This is a genomic window from Arthrobacter sp. IK3 (assembly GCF_051337705.1).
Lineage (GTDB): Bacteria > Actinomycetota > Actinomycetes > Actinomycetales > Micrococcaceae > Arthrobacter_B > Arthrobacter_B koreensis.
In genome coordinates this window covers 89091-114142 of record NZ_JBPPSW010000005.1, presented here as the reverse complement: position 1 = coordinate 114142, position 25052 = coordinate 89091, and the positions used below count along the sequence as shown (strand labels likewise).

The window sequence follows — 25052 nt, the reverse complement described above, 5'->3', positions numbered from 1 at the left end:
TTTGATCTAGAGTGGAAAGCGTGTCTACCGCGACTTCACTGACTTCTGGCCACAATCCGCACCCATCCGGCGATCTTTCGCGCCTGGTGGTGAAGGGTGCAAGGGAACACAACCTGCAGAACGTGGACCTTGATCTCCCGCGCGACGCCATGATCGTCTTCACGGGCCTCTCCGGATCGGGAAAGTCTTCTCTGGCGTTCGACACGATCTTCGCCGAGGGCCAGCGGCGCTACGTCGAGTCCCTTTCCTCCTATGCCCGGATGTTCCTGGGCCAGGTGGACAAGCCCGACGTCGATTTTATCGAGGGGCTCTCACCGGCAGTTTCCATCGACCAGAAGTCAACGAGCCGGAACCCCCGCTCGACCGTGGGCACCATTACCGAGATCCACGACTACATGCGCCTGCTCTGGGCACGCGTAGGCACTCCGTTCTGCCCGGTCTGCGGTGAACCCGTCACCCGACAGACCCCGCAGCAGATCACCGACCAGCTGCTCGAGCTTGAAGAGGGCACGCGATACCAGATCCTGGCCCCGGTGGTGCGCGGACGCAAGGGCGAGTTCGTGGACCTCTTCAAGGACCTCGCTGCCAAGGGCTACTCGCGTGCCAAGGTAGACGGCAAGACCATCCAGCTGTCTGATCCGCCCAAGCTGGGCAAGCAGTACAAGCACACCATCGAAGTGGTCATCGACCGCCTGGTTGCCAAGGAAGGCATCCGCCAGCGGCTTACGGATTCCGTTGAAACCGCCCTGGGGCTGGCAGACGGCCGTGTCCTGGCGGACTTCGTGGACCTCCCGGAGGACAGCCCGGAGCGGACCCGGAGCTTCTCCGAGCATCTTGCCTGCCCTAACGAGCACCCGCTGGCCATTGACGAGATTGAACCGCGGTCCTTCTCCTTCAACAACCCGTTCGGCGCCTGCCCGGTGTGCACCGGAATCGGCTCACGGCTGGAGGTGGACGAGGAGCTGGTGGTTCCCAATCCGAACCTCAGCCTAGCCGCCGGCGCAATCGCGCCCTGGTCGATGGGCACTGCCACCACCGAGTACTGGAACCGCCTGCTGACCGGCCTGGCCAAGGACATGGGCTTCTCCATGGATGTGGCGTGGAAGAAGCTGCCCGCCAAGGCCCGGGAGGCCGTGCTGCACGGCAAGGACCACAAGGTGGTGGTCCAGTACCGCAACCGCTTCGGCCGGGAACGCAAGTACACCACGGGCTTCGAAGGCGTGATCGGCTACATCAAGCGCAAGCACCAGGAAACCGAGTCCGAGAGCTCCCGCGACCGGTACGAGGAGTACATGCGGGAAATCGCATGCCCCGAGTGCGGCGGCGCACGCCTGAACCCGGCCTCCCTGTCAGTGCTGATCAACAAGCGCAACATCGCCGAAGCCAGCGCCATGCCCCTGCGCGACGCCGCTGCCTTCTTCGAGAACCTCGAACTGACGGACCGCGAGGCGAAGATCGGTGAGCAGGTCCTCAAGGAGATCAAGGCCCGCCTGACCTTCCTGCTCGACGTCGGCCTGGAGTACCTGTCCCTGGACCGTCCGGCTGCAACCCTGTCCGGCGGCGAAGCCCAGCGGATCCGCCTGGCAACCCAGATCGGCTCCGGCCTGGTTGGTGTGCTGTATGTCCTGGATGAGCCGTCGATCGGACTGCACCAGCGGGACAACCGCCGGCTGATCGAAACCCTGGCCCGGCTGCGGAACCTCGGCAATACCCTGATTGTCGTAGAGCATGACGAAGACACGATCCACGAAGCCGACTGGATCGTCGACGTTGGACCCGGGGCAGGGGAGAAGGGCGGCGAAATCGTCCACTCCGGACCGTTGTCCGAACTGCTCACCAACACCCGCTCCGTCACCGGCGACTACCTCGCCGGCCGGCGGAAGATCGAGATTCCCGCGAAGCGGCGCAAGGTGGACAAGTCACGCCAGCTCAAGATCGTCGGTGCGCGGGAGAACAACCTGCGCAACATCGACGTCAGTGTGCCGCTGGGTGTCTTCACCGCAGTCACGGGCGTCTCCGGTTCCGGCAAATCCACGCTGATCAATGACATCCTCTACCGGGTCCTGGCCAGCAAGCTCAACGGCGCAAAGCACGTTGCGGGGCGCCACACCCGGGTTGACGGACTGGAACACCTGGACAAGGTCATCCACGTGGACCAGAGCCCCATCGGACGCACACCGCGCTCCAATGCGGCAACGTACACAGGCGTGTTCGACCACATCCGCAAGCTCTTCGCCGAAACCACGGAAGCAAAGGTCCGCGGCTACCTGCCGGGCAGGTTCTCCTTCAACGTCAAGGGAGGGCGCTGCGAAGCCTGCCACGGCGACGGCACCCTGAAGATCGAGATGAACTTCCTGCCGGACGTCTACGTTCCGTGCGAGGTCTGCCATGGTGCCCGTTTCAACCGGGAAACCCTGGAAGTCCACTACAAGGGCAAGAACATCGCCGAAATCCTGGACATGCCGATTGCCGAAGCGGCTGAGTTCTTCGCTGCCTTCGCCCCGATCGCCCGGCACCTCAACACGCTGGTCGACGTCGGACTCGGCTACGTCCGCCTGGGCCAGCCGGCCACCACGCTCTCCGGCGGCGAGGCCCAGCGGGTCAAGCTCGCGGCCGAGCTTCAGAAGCGCTCCAACGGCCGCAGTGTCTACGTGCTGGACGAACCCACCACCGGCCTGCACTTCGAAGACGTGCGCAAGCTGCTCCTCGTGCTCCAGGGCCTGGTGGACAAGGGCAACACCGTGATCACCATCGAACACAACCTGGACGTCATCAAGAGTGCCGACTGGCTCATCGACCTGGGTCCCGACGGCGGCACCGGCGGCGGCATGGTCGTCGCCTCGGGCACGCCCGAAAAGGTCGCGAAGTCCCCGGACAGCCATACCGGCAGGTTCCTGGCGGAAATCCTCGGCTAGGGGCCCTGCCCGGAAAGCAAATACAGCTGACATATTCCGGTCCGGTTATACCTCCGGCGGCTGGTTTACCCTCCCGCGGTTCTCTGTGCGAAACTTGCCCGGTGACGAATTCAAGGCTCCTGGTCCTCTTCGACCTGGATGGAACGCTGGTGGACCCGGCCGGCAGCATTACCGGAGGCATTGCGGCAGCTCTCGCCGCATCGGGACTCCCCGTCCCGCCAGCCGCTGAGCTGGACCGCATGGTGGGGCCAGCGCTGAAGGATTCCCTCACCGGAATCGCTGCGGTGCCCGCGGACCGCCTGGAGCACGTGATCGCCGAGTACCGCAGGGGCTACCGGGAAACCGGAATGGCCTCGAGCAGGCCGTACCCCCGTGTAGCGGACGCCGTGCGTACCCTGCGGGCTGAAGGCGCACTCGTGGCCGTCGCAACTCAGAAGCCTGAACCCCTTGCCCGTGACCTGCTGGCAGTCCAGGGGCTTGATCTCCTGTTCGATTCGATCCATGGTTCACCGGCAGACGAACGGCTGGCCGCTGCCGACGGCAAGGTCTCCATTGTGGGGGCAGCCCTGGCCCAGCATGCCGGCGAGTATTCCAATGCCGTGATGATCGGCGACCGGTCCCACGACGTCCATGGTGCTTCCGCCAACGGCATCCCCTGTATTGGAGTGGGTTGGGGATTCGCGCAGGACGGCGAGCTTGAGGCAGCCGGTGCCGCCGCCGTCGTGCAGTTCCCGGAAGACCTAGTCCCGGCCGTGCATTCATGTGTCCGGACGGCAGGTGCACATGGGACTCTATAACCTCACCCGCTCGAGCACGCGCGGTCTCATTTCCCTCTGCCGGCCCACCATCACCGGACTGGAGAACGTCCCCACCAGCGGGCCCTTCATCGTGGCCGCCAACCACCTGTCCTTCCTGGACAGCGTGCTCATCCAAGCGCTCATGCCCCGCAGGGTCGGGTTCTTCGCCAAGGCCGAGTACTTCACCACACCCGGCCTCAAGGGCGCCGCAATGCGCAACTTCTTCGAGAGCGTGGGGTCCATTCCGGTGGAGCGCGGCCAGCAGGCGGCCAGCGTGGCTGCCCTCAAGTCCCTGCTCGACGTCCTGGAAACGGGCGGCGGAATCGGCATCTACCCCGAGGGCACGCGGTCCCGTGACGGGCTGCTCTACCGGGGCCGCACCGGCGTCGGCTGGCTTGCCCTCACCTCGGGTGCGCCGGTGGTTCCGGTGGGCCTGGTGGGCACGGAGAGGCTGCAGCCTGCCGGCAAGAAATGGGTCAAGCCGCACTCGTTCACCATGACCGTGGGCCGCCCGCTCTACTTCTCCAAGACAGGACCCCAGCATGCGCTTCCGGAACGGCGCCGGGTAACCGATGCGGTCATGGACGCAATCGCCGAACTGTCCGGGCAGGAACGGGCCGGCAGCTACAACCAGAACAAGCCCGACGGCGCATAGGCCCCTTCCGGCGCTTTGCGCGGGCGGCGAACCCGGCTCCGGCCGCCGGGGCTGGGCCGTAGGATGGAAAAGTGGCAGATCCAGCAACTTACCGGCCCCGGACGGGGGAGATCCCGACCGAACCCGGGGTATACCGATTCCGGGATGAATACCGGCGGGTCATCTACGTTGGCAAGGCGAAGAACCTCCGTTCACGGCTGAACTCGTACTTCGCCAGCCCCCGGCAGCTGATGCCCAAGACCCGGGCCATGGTCTTCACGGCCACCAGCGTCGAATGGACGGTGGTTGGTACCGAACTCGAAGCACTGCAGCTTGAGTACACCTGGATCAAGGAATTCAATCCCCGGTTCAACATCATGTTCCGGGATGACAAGTCCTATCCGTACCTTGCCGTCACCATGGGGGAGAAGTACCCCCGCGCCCAGGTGATGCGCGGGGAACGCCGGAAGGACACCCGCTACTTCGGCCCGTTCTACCCGGCGAAGGCCATCCGCGAGACACTCGACACCCTCCTGCGCGTGTTCCCCGTCCGCACCTGCAGTGCAGGGGTCTTCAAGCGGGCGGAGCGCACCGGCCGGCCCTGCCTGCTCGGATATATAGACAAATGCTCCGCTCCCTGCGTGGGCCGGATCAGCCCGGAAGACCACAAGGCGCTGGCCGCTGAACTCTGTTCCTTCATGTCCGGCGAGGGAAAGCGCTTCATCAATGACCTTGAAAAGCAGATGCAGGCAGCGGTTGCGGACCTGGACTATGAGTCCGCAGCACGGCTGCGGGATGACATCGCCGCACTGAAGAAGGTCTTCGAACGCAACACCGTGGTCCTGTCAGAGGACACCGACGCGGACATCTTCGGCATGGTGCAGGACGAGCTCGAAGCCTCGGTGCAGGTCTTCCACGTCCGCGGCGGCCGGATCCGCGGCCAGCGGGGCTGGGTGGTGGAGAAGGTCGAAGACATGGACACCGGCGAAATGGTGGAACACCTGCTCCAGCAGGTCTACGGTGAGGCCTCGGCACAGGACAGCATTCCGCGGCGCGTCCTGGTGCCCGTGCTGCCGGAAAACGCCGAGGAACTACAGGTCTGGCTGCACGGCCTGCGCGGCTCCAAGGTCAAGATCTCGGTCCCTCAGCGCGGGGACAAGAAATCACTGATGGAAACGGTCACCCGCAACGCCGAGGACGCTATGCGGCTGCACAAGAGCCGCCGCGCCGGAGACCTCACCACCCGGTCAGCCGCGCTGTCCGAACTGCAGGAGGCGCTGGACCTGCCGGTTCCGCTGCTGCGGATCGAGTGCTACGACATCTCCCACGTCCAGGGAACCAACGTGGTTGCCTCGATGGTGGTCGCCGAGGACGGGCTGATGAAGAAGTCCGACTACCGGCGCTTCTCCATCACGGGCGAGGCCGCACGCGATGACACTGCGTCCATGTACGACGTCATCTCACGGCGGTTCAAGCACTACCTGGCGGAAAACTTCGATCCCGCCGCGGAAGTTCCGGATGCCGAACCCGGCGCCGGCGCTCCGGTCCCCGGTCCCGGCACGCCGGTGGCTGACACGCTGACGGCAACGCCGAAGGCAAAGTTCGCGTACCCGCCCAACCTGGTGGTGGTCGACGGCGGCAAGCCCCAGGTCTCAGCGGCGTCGAAGGCCCTTGAGGACCTGGGCATCACCGACGTGTACGTGGTGGGTCTGGCCAAGCGGCTGGAAGAGGTGTGGGTTCCGGAAAGCGACTTCCCGGTGATCCTTCCGCGTTCCTCCCAGGCCCTGTTCCTGCTGCAGCGGATCCGAGACGAAGCACACCGTTTTGCTATCACGTTCCACCGGCAGAAACGCGGCAAGTCCATGACCGCTTCGGTGCTGGACTCAGTCCCCGGCCTTGGTCCGGCTAAGCAGAAGGCACTGCTGAAGCACTTCGGTTCCGTCCGCCGGCTCAAGCAGGCCGACGCGGCGCAGCTGCAGGAGGTGCCGGGCATTGGGCCATCGATGGCTGCCGCGCTGCAGGCCGCCCTGGCATCCACCGCCGTCGACGCTGCGCCGGCCGTGAACATGACCACCGGCGAAATCATTGAATCTTAGCTAGGCTGGGATGGCTGGACTGCCCGGAACCTTTCCCGGGCAGGCGGTGAATAGCGGGCCCTTCCCTGCATGGGGAGCCCGGTGAGGGACAGGAAAGACGAATGACTGAAGTGGACGGGCTGCAAAGCGTCAAACCCGCCGAGTCCGAGCTGCTTGTTGTCACCGGCATGTCCGGTGCCGGCCGCAGCACGGCGGCCAACGCGCTGGAGGACCACGGCTGGTACGTGGTGGAGAACCTGCCTCCGCTCATGCTCGGAACCCTCACCGAACTCGTCTCGCGGATGCCGCACTCGATTCCCAAGCTCGCTGTGGTCATAGACGTGCGCAGCAAGGAGCTTTTCCAGGACATCCGGGAAGCACTGAACAACCTGCGGGCCGCCGGAGTCACCTACCGGGTCCTGTTCCTGGACGCCTCGGACCAGACCCTGGTCCAGCGCTTTGAGTCCGGCCGCCGGCCGCATCCGCTGCAGGAGGACGGCCGGATCCTCGACGGCATCGCCGCTGAACGCGACGTCGTGAAGGAACTCCGCGATACCGCGGACATCATCATCGACACCACCAAGCTCAACGTGCACGCCCTGGCCACAGCCGTGACCGAACTCTTCTCCGAGCAGGGCCCCATAGTCCTGCGGCTGAACGTCATGAGCTTCGGCTTCAAGTACGGCCTGCCGGTCGACTCGAACTTCGTCGCCGACGTCCGCTTCATCCCCAATCCGCACTGGGTTCCCCAGCTTCGCCCGCACACCGGCCAGGATGCCGATGTCCGGGACTTCGTCCTCTCCGCCCTCGGCACGGAAGAATTCCTGGACCGCTACGTGGACGCGCTGGTGCCGGTGATTGACGGCTACCGCCGCGAGAACAAGCACTACGCCACCATCGCCGTCGGCTGCACCGGCGGCAAGCACCGTTCCGTTGCGGTCACCGAGGAGCTTGCCAAGCGCCTGGCCAAGCTGCCGCACGTGACTGTCGCGGCCCACCACCGTGACCTGGGGCGGGAGTAGGTGGGTTTCCTCACCGGCCCCATTCCGGTGCTTCCGGAGGGGTCCACGCTTCCCGCAACCAGCGGGACCAAACCTCCTGCCGTCGTCGCGCTGGGCGGCGGGCACGGACTCTCCGCCACGCTCTCGGCGCTGCGCCTGCTGACCACGGACCTCACGGCCGTGGTCACCGTGGCGGACAACGGAGGATCCTCGGGACGGCTGCGCGAGGAACTGGATGTGCTGCCTCCCGGCGACCTGCGCATGGCGCTGGCCGCGCTCTGTGACGACACGGACTGGGGGCGCACCTGGCGGGACGTCATGCAGCACCGCTTCAAGTCACGCCCCGGGGTTGAGGGATCGCTGGACAACCATGCGCTGGGCAACCTGCTGATCGTTACCCTGTGGGAGCTCCTCGGTGATCCGGTGGCCGGCCTGCAGTGGGCCGGCGCGCTGCTTGGCGCCCGCGGCCAGGTCCTGCCGATGTCTACACAGCCGCTCACCATCCAGGGAGATGTTCTGCGCCAGACCGAGTCCGGGCTGCGCCATGACACCGTGACCGGCCAGGCCGAACTGGCCGTAGCCGGCACCCGGTCCAACGTGCTCAACGTGCGGCTGCTGCCGTCCGACGCGCCGGCCTGCCAGGACGCGCTGACGGCCATCGAGAAGGCGGACTGGGTCATCCTGGGCCCGGGCTCCTGGTACACCTCGGTACTCCCGCACCTGCTCCTCCCGCAGATGAGGGATGCGCTCTGCGCAACCAGCGCACGCCGCTGCCTGACCATGAACCTGCTCAACGAAACGAAGGAAACCGCGGGCATGAGTGCCGTGGACCACCTGCACGCCATCCGGCGCTATGCGCCGGGGTTCAAGATCGACGCGGTGCTGGCGGACCCAGCGGTTGTCGGGGACCGGGACGCATTCACGGCGGCGGCCGCGGAAATGGGCGCACGGGCCGTCTTCGGTAAGGTAGGGGCAGCGGCTGGTGGGCCGGTCCATGATCCGCTGCGGCTGGCCGCTGCCTATCACGATATTTTTGGGGAAAGCTAGGAGTGTATTTGTGGCGCTGACTGCTGCAGTCAAAGAGGAACTTTCGCGCCTAAGCGTGAAGAAGTCCTCGGTACGTAAAGCCGAAGTCTCGGCGATGCTGCGTTTTGCAGGAGGCCTGCACATCATTTCGGGCCGGATCGTGATTGAAGCGGAAGTGGACCTGGCCTCCACGGCGCGCCGGCTTCGAGCCGCAATCGCGGAAGTCTACGGCCACGCCAGCGACATCGTTGTGGTTTCCGGTTCCGGACTCCGCCGCGGCAACCGCTACGTTGTCCGCGTGGTCAAGGACGGGGAATCCCTGGCCCGGCAGACCGGACTGCTTGACGCCCGCGGCAGGCCGGTACGCGGCCTGCCCTCCGTCGTCGTCAACGGATCAGCCGCGGATGCCGAGGCAGTCTGGCGGGGCGCGTTCCTGGTCCATGGTTCCCTGACCGAACCCGGCCGTTCCTCGTCCCTGGAAGTCACCTGCCCCGGCCCGGAGGCTGCCCTTGCCCTCGTTGGTGCAGCCCGCCGCATCGGCATCCAGGCCAAGGCCCGGGAAGTGCGCGGCGTGGACCGGGTAGTGATCCGTGACGGTGACACCATCGCTGCGCTGCTGACCCGCATGGGCGCCCACGACGCGCTGATGGTCTGGGAAGAACGCCGGATGCGCAAGGAAGTCCGCGCCACGGCCAACCGCCTGGCAAACTTCGACGACGCCAACCTCCGGCGGTCGGCCCAGGCAGCCGTTGCCGCCGGCGCCCGCGTGGAGCGGGCCCTTGAAATCCTGGGGGAGGACGTCCCGGAGCACCTTCGCTACGCCGGCGAGCTGCGGGTTGCGCACAAGCAGGCGAGCCTTGACGAGCTTGGCCGGCTGGCTGACCCGCCCATGACCAAGGACGCGATTGCAGGGCGCATCCGCCGGCTTCTTGCCATGGCGGATAAGCGCGCAGCTGAACTTGGTATTCCCGGCACTGAAGCCAATGTGACCCCTGAAATGCTAGACCAGTAACGTCTTGCATAGGATGGACTAAGCGTGCTGATTTATGCAGCACTATCAGACGTCCGGATGGACCCGCCATCCGGAACTATGGATCCGAGCATCAACGGAGGATTTTCGTGAACGAATACACACTGCCGGAACTGCCGTACGACTACGCAGCCCTTGAGCCCCACATCTCGGCGCGCATCATGGAGCTCCACCATGACAAGCACCACGCCACCTACGTCGCCGGAGCCAACACCGCACTGGCCCAGATGGCTGAAGCCCGCGAAAAGGGCGAGTTCGGCAACATCCCGAAGCTCTCCAAGGATCTGGCCTTCCACCTCGGCGGCCACACCAACCACTCCATCTTCTGGAACAACCTGTCTCCCGAAGGCGGCGACAAGCCGGAAGGCGAGCTCGCAGCAGCCATCGAGGACTTCTTCGGATCCTTCGATGGTTTCCGCGGCCAGTTCACCGCTGCGGCCAACTCCCTGCAGGGCTCCGGCTGGGCCATCCTGGCCTACGAGCCGCTCGGCGGAAACCTCGTCATTGAGCAGCTCTATGACCAGCAGGGCAACATCCCGGTTGGCACCATCCCCCTGCTGATGCTGGACATGTGGGAGCACGCCTTCTACCTGGACTACGTCAACGTCAAGGCTGACTACGTCAAGGCCTTCTGGAACATCGTCAACTGGGCCGACGTCGCTGCCCGCTTCGACGCGGCACGCTCCGGCGCAACCGGGCTGATCCTGCCCGCGTAACACGCAATAATCGCGTCCTCGACGCCGATTATCAGGTGCCGCCGGTCACACACCGGCGGCACCTGCGCGTAAGATGAAGCAACGGCTCGCGCAGTGCCTGACCGGCAATCCGTGCGCCGATGCAGGTCCGGAATGCGCCGCTCCTGTGAAGTCAACTGAAGTGGCCTCGCACCACTGAGGTCACTGATTCTCGAACGACCGCTATCAAGGAGAGAACAAAAGTGACTACTCGTGTTGGAATCAACGGATTCGGGCGTATCGGACGCAACTACTTTCGGGCGGCACTCGAACAGAATGCGGATCTGGACATTGTCGCAGTCAATGACCTGACCAGCCCCGAGGCCCTGGCCCACCTGCTCAAGTACGACTCCATTACCGGGCGCATCGGCGAAAGCGTCGAGGTCCAGGACGGGAACCTGGTGGTAGGCGGCAAGACCATTAAGGTCCTCGCCGAGCGGGACCCGTCCAATCTGCCCTGGAAAGACATGGGCGTGGACATTGTCATCGAATCCACCGGGTTCTTCACCAAGGCCGACGACGCCCGCAAGCACCTGGACGCCGGCGCCAAGAAGGTCCTGATCTCCGCACCCGGCAAGGGAGCCGACCGCACCATCGTCATGGGTGTCAACGACTCCGAGTACGATCCGGCCACAGACAGCATCGTCTCCAACGCGTCCTGCACCACCAACTGCCTGGCCCCGCTTGCCAAGGTCATCAACGACGCGTTTGGCATTGAGCGCGGCCTGATGACCACCGTGCACGCCTACACGGCTGACCAGAACCTGCAGGACGGGCCGCACCGCGACCTGCGCCGGGCCCGCGCCGCAGCACTGAACATCGTTCCCACCACCACCGGAGCAGCCAAGGCGATCGGCCTGGTCATTCCCGAACTCGACGGAAAGCTGGACGGCTTCGCCCTCCGCGTACCGGTTCCCACCGGTTCCGTGACTGACCTGACCGTCAACCTGGCGCGCGAGGCCAGCGTCGAGGAAATCAATGACGCCTACAAGGCTGCCAGCGAAGGAAACCTCAACGGCTACCTGCGCTACTCCGACGAACCAATTGTCTCCTCCGACATCGTGACTGATCCTTCGTCCTGCATCTTTGATGCCCCGCTGACCCGGGTGATGGGCAACGAGGTCAAGGTTGTTGGCTGGTATGACAACGAATGGGGCTACTCCTGCCGCCTGGTGGACCTCACCGCGCTCGTAGCCTCGAAGCTCTAGGTCCCCGCCCGAACGGCTAAGAAACAAAGGTTGACATGACAATCAAGACACTTGACGAACTGATCAGCGACGGCGTTGACAACAGGTACGTTCTGGTCCGCTCCGACCTCAACGTGCCGCTGGATGACGGGCGCGTCACCGACGATGGCCGGATCCGTGCCTCAATTCCCACACTGCAGCTGCTGGTCGAGCACGGCGCCAAGGTGATCGTCATGGCCCACCTGGGCAGGCCCAAGGGCAAACCGGACGAGAAGTACAACCTCCGCCCCGCCGCGGACCGGCTGGACGAACTCGCTCCCTTCCCGGTTGAGTTTGCCGAGGACGTCGTTGGTTCCAGCGCCCGGGACCTGGCCGAATCGCTGGCTGCCGGCAGCGTGCTGGTCCTGCAGAACATCCGTTTCGACCCGCGCGAGACGTCCAAGGACGACGCGGAGCGTCAGGAGCTTGCACGTGAGCTGTCTTCCCTGACCGGGAACAGCGGAGCGTTCGTGGACGATGCCTTTGGCGCCGTCCACCGCAGGCATGCCAGCGTCTACGACATCGCCGAAGTCCTGCCCGCCTATGAAGGCAACCTCGTTCGCAGCGAACTCGAGGTCCTGTCCCGCCTCACCAAGGACCCGGCCAAGCCGTACGTGGTGGTGCTCGGCGGTTCAAAGGTCTCGGACAAGCTGGCAGTGATCGAGAACCTCATGACCCGGGCGGACTACCTGCTGGTGGGCGGCGGCATGGTGTTCACCTTCCTTGCCGCGCAGGGCCACAAGGTGGGTGCTTCGCTGCTGGAAGAGGACCAGATCGACACGGTCAAGGACTACCTGGCGCGCGCCAAGGAAGCCGGTTGCGAATTCGTCCTCCCGACGGACATTGTGGTTGCGGACAAGTTCGCTGCGGACGCCGAGCATGAGGTGGTGGCTGCCGACTCGATGGAAACGAGCCGCTTCGGTGCCTCGGGCATCGGCCTCGACATCGGCCCGGCTTCGGGCGCTGCCTTTGCCGAACGCATTCGGTCAGGCCAGACCGTGTTCTGGAACGGCCCCATGGGGGTCTTTGAATTCGACGCTTTCGCCGGCGGCACGCGTGCCGTAGCCCAGGGGCTGAAGGAGTGCTCAGGCCTGACCGTTGTAGGCGGCGGCGACTCCGCTGCGGCCGTGCGCAAGCTCGGTTTCTCCGACAGCGACTTCTCGCATATCTCAACCGGCGGCGGCGCGAGCCTGGAGTACCTTGAGGGCAAGGAACTCCCGGGGATTGCCGTCCTCGACAAGTAGGCCCCGGACGGGCCCGCCGGAGCTGATCCGGCGGGCCCGTTCGGCGTGTCCGCGGAACTTTACCCACTCACTAGGAAACCGGAGCAGAGATGACAACCTCCACCAACGGCAAGTACGACCGCACCCCGCTGATCGCGGGCAACTGGAAAATGAACATGGACCACGTCCAGGGGATCACCCTGCTGCAGAAGCTGGCGTGGACCCTCAGTGATGCCCGGCACGACTACGCCCGCGTCGAGGTGGTTGTCTTCCCGCCGTTCACCGACCTGCGCAGCACCCAGACCCTGGTCCAGGGAGACAAGCTGAAGGTGGGCTACGGTGCGCAGGATCTGTCTCCCGAAGACTCCGGCGCCTATACCGGTGACATCTCCGGCCAGTTCCTCTCGAAGCTTGGCTGCAGTTATGTGCTGGTGGGCCACAGCGAACGGCGCAGTGTCCACGGCGAGTCGGACGAGCTGCTCAATGCCAAGCTCAAGGCTGCCTTCCGCAACAACCTCACGCCGGTCCTGTGCGTGGGCGAAGGCCTGGCCGAACGCCAGGCGGGGGAGCACCTCCTGCACACTCTCGAACAGGTCCGCAACGACCTGGCTGGGCTCTCGGCCGAGGAAGTCTCCAAGCTCGTGATCGCCTATGAACCGGTCTGGGCCATTGGAACCGGCGAGGTTGCCGGGCCCGAGGACGCCCAGGAAATGTGTTCCACCATCCGCACGGAGCTGGCTGACCTGTACGATGACGCCGTCGCCGCCAAGGTGCGTCTCCTCTACGGCGGATCCGTCAAGGCATCCAACGCTGCCAGCATCCTCAAGGAGCGTGACGTCGACGGCGTGCTGGTGGGCGGGGCGAGTTTGGATGTGGCCGAATTTGCTAATATTGTCAGGTTCGAAGAACATCTGGTGACCGACTGACCTACGTCTGACCTGCACAGCAGCAAGGTCTCCATTCTGATGCGTCACCCGTGAAAGGCCGTAAGTGGAAATTCTGAAGATCATCCTGCTTGTCCTGCTGGGACTGAGCAGCCTGCTGCTGACCCTCCTGATTCTCCTGCACAAGGGGCGCGGCGGCGGCATGTCGGATATGTTCGGCGGCGGCATGAGCACCAGCATGGGGTCATCGGGCGTCGCTGAGAAGAACCTCAACCGCTTCACCGTGGTCCTCGGCATTTCCTGGGGACTGATCATTATTGCCCTGGGCCTCATCCAGCGGTTCTCCGGCGAATCGTAGGAGCGCTCAGGCACTGCAGGCGATAAACGCAGGAAAGGCCCCGGTCACTTGGACCGGGGCCTTTCTTTTTCCTGCGAGACGTGGAAGCTAGCTGCCGGTGTCCTCGGTCTCAAGCAGCCTTTCGGGCAGCTGCGAGGCGGCTGCCTGGTCAATCAGCCAACGGGTCTTGAGCTGTCCGCGCGGACCTGCGGCAGGCACCTGGACCGGCCCGGCGCCGGCCAGGGCCAGCCCCACCGCACCGGCCTTGTCCTCGCCGGCAACCGTCAGCCAGACTTCCTCTGCGCTGTTGATCGCCTCAAGGGTCAGTGACACCCGTTCCGGCGGGGGCTTGGGGGAGTTTCGCACGGCAACAGTGGTCTGTCCGCTGGTACGGATTCCCGCCATTTCCGGGAACAGCGAGGCTACGTGGGCATCCGGGCCGACGCCGAGGAGCAGGACATCGAACCGCGGAAGCCGCGGATCGGGTGCAGCAAAACCCTCAGCCAGCTGTTCCGCCTCCGCAGCGGCAGCAAGTTCGGCGGCGTAGGCGGCCGCGGCTTCCTCGACCGTGTCGAAGTCCGCGGTGGACGGCATCTCGTGCACGCGGTCGGGATCGGCGCCCAGGGGCTTCAGGAGCGCCTCCTGCGCCGGTACGGCGTTGCGCTCGGCGGAGTCCGGCGCGACGAACCGCTCGTCACCCCACCAAAAGTTCACGCGGCTCCAGTCGACGGCGGTGCGTGCCGGCCCGGCCGCCACCGCGGCCAGCACTGCCGTGCCCGCGCTGCCGCCGGTCAGGACGACGGTCGCTTCTCCGCGCCTGCTCTGTACGTCCACGAGTTTCGTGACGAGCCGTGCCGCCGTAGCCTTCACCAGGGCATCAAAGTCAGGATGGATCGTCACGCCTTTGGGGGAGTGCCTCATGCGGCGTTCCCTTCCGGGGCCAGGCACGCGGCCAGCCCCTGGGTCAGTACTTCTCCGAATACTTCGTCCGGATCGAGCCTGCGCAGCTCTTCTGCGAGGCATTCATGCAGTGTCCTCAGGGGGAGGGCAATACGCTGTTCAGGCTGTCCGGGCTGGGTCAGGTAGGCAGTGCTGCCTTCGGGGCGGCGGAGCTCCAGCGCTCCGGCGTCCCGCTCGATGCGGACCCGCCGGATTCCGGTCCCGGCCGGATCCTGGATGATCTCCACGGGAACCTTCAGGGCGTGCTTCAGCCACGCGGCGAGCAGGAAGGTGCTGGCCGAATCGGAAGCTCCCTCCACCGTGATGGAGCTGATGCCGTCCGCTCCGTTCTGTTCCAGGACCGCGGCCAGCTGGATCCGCCACAGGGTGAGCCGGGTCCAGCTCAGGTCCGTGTCGCCGTCGGCGTAGCTGGCACTCAGATCCAGCAGGGCCTGCTTGGGATCCGGTTCGTTGGCAGCATCCGTGATGCGGCGGTGGGCAATCCGTCCCAGCGGCGTAGAGGCAGGGGACTGGGGATGGCCGTGCGGCCACCACACCACAATCGGGGCATCCGGCAGCAGCAGCGCGGAAACCAGTGACTCGCTCTCGGCGGCCAGTTCCCCGTACCCGTACAGCAGGATGACGTCGGAGGCACCGGCGTCGCCGCCCACGCGGATCTGCGCATCGAGCCGGGACGGTTCGTCGGCGGAACCGGCTGCCAGCACAATCACCCGGCAGGGGTGTTCCCGGCTGGCGTCATTGGCCGCCTCAATGGCTTCTTCCACGTAGTCCGGCTCAGTGACGATTACCAGGGTCAGCACCCGGCCCAGGGCAATCACGCCGCCCTTGTCCCGCATCGCAACGATCTTCTTGGACACCTTTGACGTAGTGGTGTCCGGCAGGTCAACTATCACGGCCTTCTCCAGGTCCTTCCGTCGCGGGCTAGCAGTTCATCGGCGGAGGCGGGTCCCCAGCTTCCGGGTGCGTAGGGTTCGGGCTGTTCATCCAGGGACGACCAGTATTCCTCGAAGGGGTCAACGATCTTCCAGGAGAGCTCCACTTCCTGGTGCCGCGGGAACAGCGGTGGTTCACCGAGCAGCACGTCCAGGATGAGGCGTTCGTACGCCTCGGGACTTGATTCGGTAAAGGAGTGGCCGTAGCCGAAGTCCATAGAGACGTCCCGCACTTCCATCTGTGTTCCCGGGACCTTGGACCCGAAACGGATGGTTGCACCTTCGTCCGGCTGAACGCGGATCACAACGGCGTTCTGGCCGAAGTCGTCCTCGGCATGGTCGCGGAACAGCAGGTTGGGTGCCCGCTTGAAGACGACGGCGATTTCAGTCACGCGGCGTCCGAGCCGTTTGCCTGCCCGGAGGTAGAACGGCACCCCGGCCCAGCGCCGGGTATTGATGTCCAGGCGCACGGCCGCAAACGTCTCGGTCTTCGAGTCCGGGTTAAAGCCTTCCTCTTCCAGGAAGCCCGTCACCTTCTCGCCGCCCTGCCAGCCGCCCGTGTACTGGCCGCGGGCCGAGTGCTGCGAGAGGTCGCGCGGCAGCCGGACGGCGGCCAGGACCTTCTCCTTTTCGGCACGCAGGTGCGCGGCGTCGAAGGAAATCGGTTCCTCCATGGCCGTGAGGGCCAACAGCTGCAGCAGGTGGTTCTGGATGACGTCGCGGGCCGCGCCCACGCCGTCGTAATAGCCGGCGCGCCCGCCAATGCCAATGTCCTCAGCCATGGTGATCTGCACGTGGTCAACGTAGTTGGCGTTCCAGATCGGTTCGAACAGCTGGTTCGCGAAGCGCAGCGCCAGGATGTTCTGGACCGTCTCCTTGCCCAGGTAATGGTCAATGCGGAAGACGGCGTCCGGCGGGAAGACAGACTCGACGACGGCGTTCAGGTCCCGCGCGGACTGCAGGTCGTGTCCGAATGGCTTCTCGATCACTACGCGGCGCCAGCGGCCGTCGCCGGAACCGGCGAGCCCGTGGCTGGAAAGCTGCTGGCAGACCTGCTCGAAGCTCTTGGGCGGTACCGAGAGGTAGAACGCGACGTTCCCGCGGGTGCCGCGCTTTTCGTCGAGGTCCCGCAGCGTGCTGTGCAGGGTATCGAACGCGTCGTTGTCGTCGAAGCCGCCCTGTACAAAGCGGATTCCTTCAACCAGCTGGTCCCAGACACTTTCATTGAACTTGGTACGCGAACCTGCCTGCACGGCGCCCTTCACGTAACCGGCAAAATCGGCGTCGCTCCATTCGCGGCGGCCGAAACCCACCAGGGAGAAGCTGGGCGGGAGCAGGCCCCGGTTGGCCAGGTCATAGATGGCCGGAATGAGCTTCTTGCGTGCCAGGTCTCCTGTCACGCCGAAGATCACCAAAGAGGACGGCCCGGCGATCCGGCTGAGACGCCGGTCGCGGGGGTCCCGCAGCGGGGACGCCGACCCGTTGTCTTGCTCATGGAACATCAGTTATTTACCACCCAGGTCCGTGAGGGCCGCGGCGAGCTGGGCCGCTCCGGCCTTCCTTTCAATCAGGTTCAGGCGCAGCACGGGGCGGCCGTGGTCCGCGAGGACCTGGGCGTCTCCGGCTGCCTGCGCCGAAATCAGTTCCCCGAAGCTGAAGGGACGCCCTGGGATCGGGACATCCTGCCCGGAGTTGCCGGTGATCTGCAGGTATACGCCCTGCGCCGGTCCGCCCTTGTGGAACTGGCCGGTCGAGTGCAGGAACCGCGGGCCCCATCCGAAGGTCACGGGCCGGCCCGTAGCGGCGGCCAGCTGCGGGCGGAGGTCCTCGAGTTCCGCCTGCGCGGCCCGGTCAAGGTAGGCCTGGATGCTGAGGTAGCCGTCTTCACCGAGCTGCCCGAGCAGTGCACGGAGCGCCTCCGGGAGGGTCTGCGCGCCGTCCAGCAGGGCGGCGTCGCCGCGCACCTCAACGGAGCCGTCAACGAACGACGGCGCAGCCGGTTCGGGCTGGGCGTCCAGCAGACCGCGGGCAGCCTTCTTGGCGGCCTCGACGTCGGGCTGGTCAAAGGGGTTGATGCCGAGCAGGCGCCCGGCCACGGCGGTGGCGTATTCCCAGAGCATCATCTGGGCACCGAGGCTGCCGGAAACAACCACCTGGTCCCCTTCGGGCTCCGCCTCGGACTCGGGAGCAGCTATGCGCACAACCAGGACATCAGGTGCCCCGCCGGTCACCTCGGGTGCACCGGGCTCCGCGACGACGGGGAGGAGCCCCGTCTGCAGCTTGCCGGTGGATTCGGCGATGAGCTGCTCTGCCCAGTCCGGGAAGCCGGCCAGACCGGACCCTTCATCAACAATCACGATCTTGTTGCGCAGCGGATTGGTTCCACCCAGTGCCGCACCCAGTGCCAGGCCAATGTTGTCCTCAGCGTTGTCGCTGAGGATCTCGGCAGTGTCTTCGGCTGCGTCAAGGAGTTCCTCGATGTCCGCGCCTGCCAGGCCGGAGGGGACAAGACCGAATGCGGTCAGCGCCGAGTAGCGGCCTCCCACATGGGGATCGGCGTTGAACACGGCGCGGTAGCCGGCCTCGCGGGCCGCCGCGTCCAGCGGCGAGCCGGGGTCGGTGACGATGACGATCCGCGAGGCGGCGTCGATTCCGGCCTTGGTGAACGCGTCCTCGAAGGCACGGCGCTGCGAATCGGTCTCCACGGTGGACCCGGACTTGGAGGAAACCACCAGGACGGTGGACGCAAGGTCTTCCGCCAGGGCGGCCGCAACCGAGTCCGGGTCCGTGGAATCAAGCACCGTCAGGTTTACGCCTGCAGTGCGGGTAATGACTTCCGGGGCCAGCGACGAACCGCCCATGCCGGCCAGGACCACGCGGTCCACGCCCTCGGCGGCCAGTTCTTCGCGCAGCGCCCGGATCTGTCCCAGAAGCGGCCGGGAAGCCGGTGCCGGGTTCAGCCAGCCAAGCCGGATGGAAGCCTCCGCCTCGGCGTCCGGCCCCCACAGCGTCGGGTCCTGGGCGAGGAGCCGGGTGGCTACCTCGTCCCGGACCAGGGCGGGGACGTGCGCCTCCACCGCGTCGCGGGCGGCTCCTGCAGCTTCAAAGGACAGAGTGGTCATGGGTGCTTATGCCTTCCGTGCGGTTTCCAGTGCGGCGTTTACGGTCTCCAGCAGCTCGCCCCAGGAGACAACGAACTTGTCCAGGCCTTCCGTCTCAAGGACCTCAACGACGTCGTTGTAGTCGACTCCGGCGGCGTCCAGCTCATCGAGCAGGGCAGCGGACTCGGCGTACGTACCGGTGATCGTGTCGCCGGAAACCACGCCGTGGTCTGCGGTCGCTTCGAGCGTCTTCTCCGGCATGGTGTTCACGACGCCGGACGCCACCAGCTCGGTGACGTACAGCGTGTCCGGCAGGGACGGGTCCTTGACGCCGGTGGAGGCCCACAGCGGGCGCTGCGCGTTGGCACCGGCCGCGGCCAGCACCTGCCAGCGCTCGGAAGCGAAGGACTCCTCGTAGACCTGGTAGGCGAGGCGGGCGTTGGCCAGCCCGGCCTTGCCCTTGAGTGCCTTCGCCGCGTCCGTACCGGCTGCGTCCAGGCGCTTGTCGATCTCGCTGTCCACGCGGGAGACGAAGAAGGACGCCACGGAGTGGATCTTCGAGAGGTCGTAGCCGTTCTCCCTGGCCTGCTCAATGCCGGCCATGAAAGCGTTGATGACCTCGCGGTAGCGCTGCAGGGAGAAGATCAGGGTCACGTTGACGCTGATGCCCTCGGCCAGCACGGCGGTGATGGCCGGCAGTCCCTCTACGGTGGCGGGAATCTTGATCAGGACGTTGCTGCGGCCAACCTTGTCAAAGAGTTCCTTGGCCTCGTTGACGGTGCCCTGGGTGTCGCGCGAGAGCCGGGGATCCACCTCGATGGAAACCCGTCCGTCAACGCCGCCGCTTGATTCGAAGACCGGAGCGAAAACGTCGCACGCCTGGATGACGTCGTCGGTGGTGATCTCGAAGACGGCCTTGTCCACGCCGGCCCCGGTGTCAGCAAGCTGCTGCACCTGGGCTGCGTAGGATTCGCCGTTGGCCAGGGCCGCGGCGAAGATGCTCGGGTTGGTGGTCACGCCGACGACGTTGCGGTCAGCGATCAGGTCCTTGAGCGAACCGGAGGTGATTCGTTCCCGGGACAGGTCATCAAGCCAGATGGATACGCCGGCTTCGGAAAGCGCTGCGGTGGGTGTTGAAGTCATGGGGTACGTGCTCCTTTTCCTAATTACTTCTGGTCGCCGGTCTCGGTGGAGTCCGCGCCGGAAGGTGCTGCAGGGGTACCTGCAGGGGCTGCGTCCCGGCCGTGCACTGCTGCGAGGGAATCCCGCGCAGCCTGGGCTACGGCGTCGGACGTGATGCCGAATTCGTTGAACAGGGTCTTGTAGTCGGCGGAGGCGCCGAAGTGCTCGAGGGAGACCATGCGGCCGTCATCGCCGACGAATTCGCGCCAGCCCTGGGCGATGCCGGCTTCCACCGACACCCGGGCCTTGATCGAACGCGGCAGCACGGATTCGCGGTAGTCCTCGTCCTGCCGGTTGAACCACTCAACGCTCGGCATGGAGACCACACGGGCAGCAACGCCTTCGGCGGCGAGTGCTTCGCGTGCCTGGACGGCCAGCTGGACCTCCGAGCCGGTGCCGATGAGGATGACGTCCGGGGTAACGGCCTGACCGTCCCGCACGGCTTCCGCCAGGACATATCCGCCGCGTGCCGCGCCGTCGGCCGAGCCGAATTCGCTGGCACCTGCTGCTCCGGTGCCGCGCTCCCAGGTGGGAACGTTCTGGCGGGTCAGCACAATTCCTGCAGGGTTCTCGGTGTTCTCCAGGATGGTGCGCCAGGCGACAGCCACTTCGTTGGCGTCTGCGGGACGGACGACGTCGAGTCCCGGGATGGCGCGCAGCGAGGCGAGCTGCTCGACGGGCTGGTGCGTGGGTCCGTCTTCGCCCAGGCCAATCGAGTCGTGCGTCCACACGTAGATCGACGGGACGCCCATGAGTGCGCCGAGGCGGATGGCCGGACGCTGGTAGTCGCTGAAGATCAGGAAGGTACCGGAGAACGCCCGGGTGTTGCTGGCCATGGTGATGCCGTTGACGATCGCGGCTGCTGCGTGTTCGCGGATGCCGAAGTGCAGGACACGGCCGTAGGGCCCGCCTGACCACGCCGAGGTCTGGCGTCCGGCCGGAACGAAGGACGGAGCGCCTTCGATGGTGGTGTTGTTGGATTCCGCGAGGTCGGCGGAACCGCCCCACAGCTCCGGAAGGACCGGACCGATGGCGCTGAGCACCTTGCCGGAAGCGGCGCGGGTGGAAACGTCCTTGCCTGCTTCGAACTGCGGAAGCGAATCTTCCCAGCCCTGGGGCAGCTCGCCGGCCTGGATGCGCTCGAGGAGCTGCGCGCCTTCAGGGTTGGCCTCCCGCCAGGCGTTGAACGAATCGTTCCAGAGGGCGCGTTCCTCGGCGCCGCGGGAACGGACTCCGCGGGTGTATTCGAGGACCTCCGGATCGACGTCGAAGGACTTCTCCGGGTCGAAGCCCAGGGTTTCCTTCAGTGCGGCGACCTCGTCGCGGCCCAGGGCCGAACCGTGGATCTTGCCGGTGTTCTGCTTGTTCGGTGCGGGCCAGCCGATGATGGTGCGCAGCGAGATGATGGACGGCCGGCCGGTCTCCGCCTTGGCCTTGGCCAGTGCGTCGTAGAGGCCGTTAACGTCTTCGCGGTATTCGCCGCTCTCGGTCCAGTCAACGCGCTGGGTGTGCCAGCCGTAGGCTTCGTAGCGCTTGAGGACATCCTCGGTGAAGGCGATGTCGGTGTCATCCTCGATGGAAATGTGGTTCTCGTCGTAGATCACCACGAGGTTGCCCAGTTCTTGGTGGCCCGCCAGCGACGAGGCCTCCGAGGTCACGCCTTCCTGCAGGTCCCCGTCGGACGCGATCACCCAGATGGTGTGGTCGAAGGGGCTGGTGCCTGCCGGGGCATCGGCGTCGAACATTCCGCGCAGGCGGCGCTGCGCGTAAGCGAAGCCGACGGCGGAGGCCAGGCCCTGGCCCAGCGGGCCGGTAGTGATCTCGACGCCGTCAGTGTGCCGGTATTCAGGGTGGCCGGGGGTCTTGGAACCCCAGGTGCGCAGCGCCTTCAGGTCATCCAGTTCCAGGCCGTAGCCGGAGAGGAACAGCTGGATGTAGAGCGTCAGCGATGTGTGGCCGGGGGAGAGGATGAAGCGGTCACGGCCGATCCAGTGCGGGTCCGCAGGATCGTGCCGCATCACCTTCTGGAACAGCAGATACGCCGCGGGAGCCAGGCTCATGGCGGTTCCGGGGTGTCCATTGCCAACCTTCTCGACGGCGTCGGCCGCCAGGACGCGGACGGTATCTACTGCCTTGCTGTCCGTCTCGCTCCAGGTAAGGTTCTGCTCTTCCAAATGTGGCACGTTTACCGGGCCCCTCTCTGTACGGATTACCGGCGCTTTCCGGCGCCGGACGCGGTGTTCTCACCACTACAACCGGGTTTTGTGCGCAATCGTTACCCGACATGCACAAATTTCCTGCCAGTGCCGTGCAGCTGACCTGCCGGACCTGCAGGAAATGTCCGCTTTCAACCTTATCCCGAAGCCCGTGCCATTGGGCGTATCGGGGGACGCATTCTGCGCCCCGGGCGGCGCAGGTTCCCCGTACCTGGCCCGAATACCCCGGACCAGCGATCCGTGCTTCGTTTTCTACAGGGGATAGAGGTTATGATGAGCGTGGACTTTTACGGCCCAGACAGGATTCCAGACAGGACTGAGTGATCGTTTCGTGAGTACGCAGCATGCCCCCGCCGAGGTTCCGGTATACGCCGGAAAAATGAGCGTGGGACGTAAGCTCCGGGCCTACGTGGCCCTCACGAAGCCGCGCGTCATTGAACTCCTGCTGGTCACCACCCTGCCCACCATGTTCTTCGCGCAGGGCGGCATACCCTCTGTCTGGCTGATGGTCGCCACGATGGTCGGCGGCGCCCTCGCTGCGGCCAGCGCCGGGGTCTTCAACTGCTACATCGACCGGGACATGGACCGGCTGATGCGCCGGACCGAAAAGCGCCCCCTGGTCACCGGCGAAGTCAGCCCGCGCGAAGCACTCGTCTTCGGCTGGGCTCTCGGCATCGTCTCGATTGCGCTCCTGTGGTTCGGCGCCAACCCGCTCACGGGCCTGCTGGGCCTTGGCGCGATCCTGCTCTACGTGGTGTTCTACACGCTGATCCTGAAGCGCCGTACCACCCAGAACATTGTCTGGGGCGGAATCGCCGGCTGCATGCCGGTACTGATTGCCTGGGCGGCCGTCACCAACACGGTTGAATGGCCCGCCGTCATCCTCTTCACCGTGATCTTCCTATGGACGCCGCCGCACTACTGGCCGCTGTCCATGAAGTACGGCGAGGACTACCGCAACGCGTCCGTGCCCATGCTCGGCGCAGTTGCCGGCGCGAAACTCGTCTCCGTGCAGGTTGTCCTCTACGCCTACGCGACCGTCGTGTGCTCGCTCCTGCTCATCCCGGTTGGCGGAGCAGGCTGGGTCTACACCGCAGGCGCTGTGCTCAGCGGGGTCTGGTTCCTCGCCGAGACGCACCGCCTCCACTCCCGGGCCCAGCGCGAAGACGTGTCCGACAAGTCCGCCATGAAGGTTTTCCACGGATCGATCAGCTACCTGACCATCCTCTTCGTCGCCCTCGCGATCGACCCGTTCGTCGGCGGTCCGGTCTTCGGGTAGGTCCGGTTCCCGCCTGTCTTAGCGTGGTTATCTCCCCGCAGGATGGCCGCGGGACTCCGTGCGGCGCATGCTCTCCGACTTCCACGGCGCCTGGGCCGTCAACCTTTCCTGCGTTGAAAGACAGCTGGCGTGAAGGCCCGACGTCGATGCCCGTCATGACAGAGAACGGCACCCGCTCCCGTGCCCCCAGAGTGTCGGTCAACATCCATCGGTGAGTTACGGTCGTTTAGCCCGCCCGCCGCGAATCCTTCGGTGACTTACGGTCCCTTTGGACCGGGTCATGCGACGTTATCTCCCCACAGGATGCGCAGTAGGCATCTAAACAGCGTTATCTCCCCATGCGCTACGGCTGTTCCGGCCCGGCCGCCACACCCCCGAGCCCACAGCCCCGGCCTCACGACCCGCGCCCCCAGAACCCGCCCCGCATTCGCCCAGAAACGCAAAAGACCCCAGGGAACCCAGGTTCCGTGGGGTCTTTCGCCGCGGGGCGAACAGCAGCGCTAGGCGGCCAGCTACTTCGAAGCGGGTGAGCCCGCGCCTGCCAGGGCCTGACCCGGAACCTTCCGGGAGAGCGCGGTGTAGACCACGTGCGCAGCCGCCGCAGTGAGCAGTGAAGCGCCAAGCATATGCATGGCCACCAGCACGATCGGAAGATGCATGAAGTGCTGCACGTAGCCAATTACGGCCTGGGCGAGCACGACGGCGGTGAAGACCACCAGGGACGTGCGCAGGCGGCTGTCGGCAGCGCGGCGGTAAACGAGGAAGAGCGCAACAGCGGTGGCGAACACCAGCAGGTAGACCGGCACTACGTGGAGCCGGGTCACCAGGTCCGGGTTCAGGCCGTTCCGGGCCGCGCCGTGGTCTCCGGCGTGCGGGCCGGAGCCGGTGACCATCACACCCAGGACCACCGTGATGGCCGACAGGATGCCAATTGCCCAGATCACCGGACGCAGGGGCTGGTCAGCAAGGGGGGCGTGGGACCCGGCCACACCTTCGGTGCTCAGCCACGCACGGTTGACCAGCACCACTGCAACGCTGATGATCACCATGGACACAATGAAGTGCAGGCCAACAACCCACGGATTGAGCCCGGTCCACACAGTGATCCCGCCAATGAAGGCCTGCGCCGGAATACCGGCCAGCGCCGCGACGGACAGCCAGAGCAGGTCAGGCCGGCTGCGGCGGGACTTCCAGACAGAGGCGAGCATGCCGAACGCAATCGCGGCAAGCACGAAGGTCAGGAGCCGGTTGCCGAACTCGATGATGCCGTGCACGCCCATTTCCGGCGTAGTGACCAGTGAGTCTGCTGTGCAGAGCGGCCATTCCGGGCAGCCAAGGCCCGAAGCCGTCAGCCGCACGGCGCCGCCGGTGACCACAATCGCGATGTTCGCCACCAGGGTGGCCACCGCCAGTGAACGGATCAGCTTGCCGGTGGCGGGGCCGCTGGAAGGCGGAGCCGTCCGGGCAGCAGGTGCAGGGGCGGGGGTGTTGGACACGGGA

The 25052-nt window shown here is 65.6% G+C and carries 20 protein-coding genes; 13 read left to right on the top strand and 7 right to left on the bottom strand.

Going from position 1 to position 25052, the window contains the following annotated elements; translation table 11 throughout:
- Positions 1-20 precede the first annotated feature (20 nt).
- The 12 genes from uvrA to secG all read left to right on the top strand — a co-directional run bounded on the left by uvrA (position 21) and on the right by secG (position 13903).
- Complete coding sequence (uvrA, locus tag ACSLGO_RS08390) at positions 21-2915, top strand: excinuclease ABC subunit UvrA (RefSeq protein WP_226802443.1); 2895 nt, start codon at positions 21-23, stop codon at positions 2913-2915.
- Between the two features lie 101 nt (positions 2916-3016).
- A complete protein-coding gene (locus ACSLGO_RS08385) occupies positions 3017-3712 on the top strand; it encodes an HAD hydrolase-like protein (protein WP_436400906.1) in 696 nt (231 codons plus the stop codon).
- A complete protein-coding gene (locus ACSLGO_RS08380) occupies positions 3699-4367 on the top strand; it encodes a lysophospholipid acyltransferase family protein (RefSeq protein WP_091605928.1) in 669 nt (222 codons plus the stop codon). The genes ACSLGO_RS08385 and ACSLGO_RS08380 overlap by 14 nt, the downstream gene beginning before the upstream one ends.
- 71 nt (positions 4368-4438) lie before the next feature.
- Complete coding sequence (gene uvrC / locus ACSLGO_RS08375; protein ID WP_091605016.1) at positions 4439-6442, top strand: excinuclease ABC subunit UvrC; 2004 nt, start codon at positions 4439-4441, stop codon at positions 6440-6442.
- A 101-nt stretch (positions 6443-6543) separates the two neighbouring features.
- On the top strand, positions 6544-7443 hold the full coding sequence (gene rapZ / locus ACSLGO_RS08370) for an RNase adapter RapZ (RefSeq protein ID WP_091605013.1): 900 nt from the start codon (positions 6544-6546) through the stop codon (positions 7441-7443).
- Positions 7444-8469 carry a gluconeogenesis factor YvcK family protein gene (locus tag ACSLGO_RS08365; RefSeq protein ID WP_091605010.1) on the top strand — a complete coding sequence of 342 codons (1026 nt, stop codon included), beginning with the start codon at positions 7444-7446 and terminating at the stop codon, positions 8467-8469.
- Between the two features lie 10 nt (positions 8470-8479).
- Positions 8480-9460 carry a DNA-binding protein WhiA gene (whiA, locus tag ACSLGO_RS08360; protein ID WP_091605006.1) on the top strand — a complete coding sequence of 327 codons (981 nt, stop codon included), beginning with the start codon at positions 8480-8482 and terminating at the stop codon, positions 9458-9460.
- Positions 9461-9567: 107 nt separating this feature from the next.
- Entirely contained in the window at positions 9568-10194 is a 627-nt protein-coding gene (locus ACSLGO_RS08355) for a superoxide dismutase (protein WP_091605003.1), read from the top strand.
- A 221-nt stretch (positions 10195-10415) separates the two neighbouring features.
- Positions 10416-11420, top strand: coding sequence for a type I glyceraldehyde-3-phosphate dehydrogenase (gene gap / locus ACSLGO_RS08350; RefSeq protein WP_152274439.1), 1005 nt, complete (start codon positions 10416-10418; stop codon positions 11418-11420).
- 35 nt (positions 11421-11455) lie between these two features.
- The gene (locus tag ACSLGO_RS08345; protein ID WP_436400904.1) at positions 11456-12682 is read left to right on the top strand and encodes a phosphoglycerate kinase; all 1227 of its coding nucleotides are present in this window, start codon (positions 11456-11458) and stop codon (positions 12680-12682) included.
- Positions 12683-12771: 89 nt separating this feature from the next.
- Positions 12772-13587 (top strand): triose-phosphate isomerase, encoded by an 816-nt coding sequence (gene tpiA, locus ACSLGO_RS08340; RefSeq protein WP_152274441.1) that lies wholly within the window; start codon positions 12772-12774, stop codon positions 13585-13587.
- Positions 13588-13651: 64 nt separating this feature from the next.
- On the top strand, positions 13652-13903 hold the full coding sequence (gene secG, locus ACSLGO_RS08335) for a preprotein translocase subunit SecG (protein WP_091604991.1): 252 nt from the start codon (positions 13652-13654) through the stop codon (positions 13901-13903).
- A gap of 87 nt (positions 13904-13990) precedes the next feature.
- On the opposite strand, the gene pgl is transcribed toward secG, so the two are convergent.
- The 6 genes from pgl to tkt are packed head-to-tail and all read right to left on the bottom strand — an operon-like array spanning position 13991 to position 22231.
- Positions 13991-14803 (bottom strand): 6-phosphogluconolactonase, encoded by an 813-nt coding sequence (pgl, locus tag ACSLGO_RS08330; RefSeq protein ID WP_263126813.1) that lies wholly within the window; start codon positions 14801-14803, stop codon positions 13991-13993.
- The gene (locus tag ACSLGO_RS08325) at positions 14800-15735 is read right to left on the bottom strand and encodes a glucose-6-phosphate dehydrogenase assembly protein OpcA (RefSeq protein ID WP_091604985.1); all 936 of its coding nucleotides are present in this window, start codon (positions 15733-15735) and stop codon (positions 14800-14802) included. Before ACSLGO_RS08325 ends, pgl begins: the two co-directional genes overlap by 4 nt.
- The gene (zwf, locus tag ACSLGO_RS08320) at positions 15732-17276 is read right to left on the bottom strand and encodes a glucose-6-phosphate dehydrogenase (protein WP_436400900.1); all 1545 of its coding nucleotides are present in this window, start codon (positions 17274-17276) and stop codon (positions 15732-15734) included. The genes ACSLGO_RS08325 and zwf overlap by 4 nt, the downstream gene beginning before the upstream one ends.
- 3 nt (positions 17277-17279) lie before the next feature.
- Complete coding sequence (locus ACSLGO_RS08315; protein ID WP_152274443.1) at positions 17280-18896, bottom strand: glucose-6-phosphate isomerase; 1617 nt, start codon at positions 18894-18896, stop codon at positions 17280-17282.
- A 6-nt stretch (positions 18897-18902) separates the two neighbouring features.
- Complete coding sequence (gene tal, locus ACSLGO_RS08310; protein ID WP_436400898.1) at positions 18903-20018, bottom strand: transaldolase; 1116 nt, start codon at positions 20016-20018, stop codon at positions 18903-18905.
- A 23-nt stretch (positions 20019-20041) separates the two neighbouring features.
- Positions 20042-22231 (bottom strand): transketolase, encoded by a 2190-nt coding sequence (gene tkt / locus ACSLGO_RS08305; RefSeq protein ID WP_091604973.1) that lies wholly within the window; start codon positions 22229-22231, stop codon positions 20042-20044.
- Between the two features lie 421 nt (positions 22232-22652).
- Between tkt and ACSLGO_RS08300 the strand changes: the two genes are divergently transcribed.
- Entirely contained in the window at positions 22653-23552 is a 900-nt protein-coding gene (locus tag ACSLGO_RS08300; RefSeq protein ID WP_263129004.1) for a heme o synthase, read from the top strand.
- Between the two features lie 512 nt (positions 23553-24064).
- Here ACSLGO_RS08300 and ACSLGO_RS08295 read toward each other — a convergent pair.
- Positions 24065-25048 (bottom strand): COX15/CtaA family protein, encoded by a 984-nt coding sequence (locus ACSLGO_RS08295; RefSeq protein ID WP_325786807.1) that lies wholly within the window; start codon positions 25046-25048, stop codon positions 24065-24067.
- Positions 25049-25052 lie beyond the last annotated feature (4 nt).

Bases quoted from the DNA above. Each gene is read 5' to 3' on its own strand.
- tpiA (WP_152274441.1), top strand. From the start codon at position 12,772: ATGACAACCTCCACCAACGGCAAGTACGACCGCACCCCGCTGATCGCG.
- ACSLGO_RS08345 (WP_436400904.1), top strand. From the start codon at position 11,456: ATGACAATCAAGACACTTGACGAACTGATCAGCGACGGCGTTGACAAC.
- ACSLGO_RS08380 (WP_091605928.1), top strand. From the start codon at position 3,699: ATGGGACTCTATAACCTCACCCGCTCGAGCACGCGCGGTCTCATTTCC.
- rapZ (WP_091605013.1), top strand. From the start codon at position 6,544: ATGACTGAAGTGGACGGGCTGCAAAGCGTCAAACCCGCCGAGTCCGAG.
- ACSLGO_RS08300 (WP_263129004.1), top strand. From the start codon at position 22,653: ATGAGCGTGGGACGTAAGCTCCGGGCCTACGTGGCCCTCACGAAGCCG.
- tal (WP_436400898.1), bottom strand. From the start codon at position 20,018: ATGACTTCAACACCCACCGCAGCGCTTTCCGAAGCCGGCGTATCCATC.
- ACSLGO_RS08315 (WP_152274443.1), bottom strand. From the start codon at position 18,896: ATGACCACTCTGTCCTTTGAAGCTGCAGGAGCCGCCCGCGACGCGGTG.
- pgl (WP_263126813.1), bottom strand. From the start codon at position 14,803: ATGAGGCACTCCCCCAAAGGCGTGACGATCCATCCTGACTTTGATGCC.
- zwf (WP_436400900.1), bottom strand. From the start codon at position 17,276: ATGTTCCATGAGCAAGACAACGGGTCGGCGTCCCCGCTGCGGGACCCC.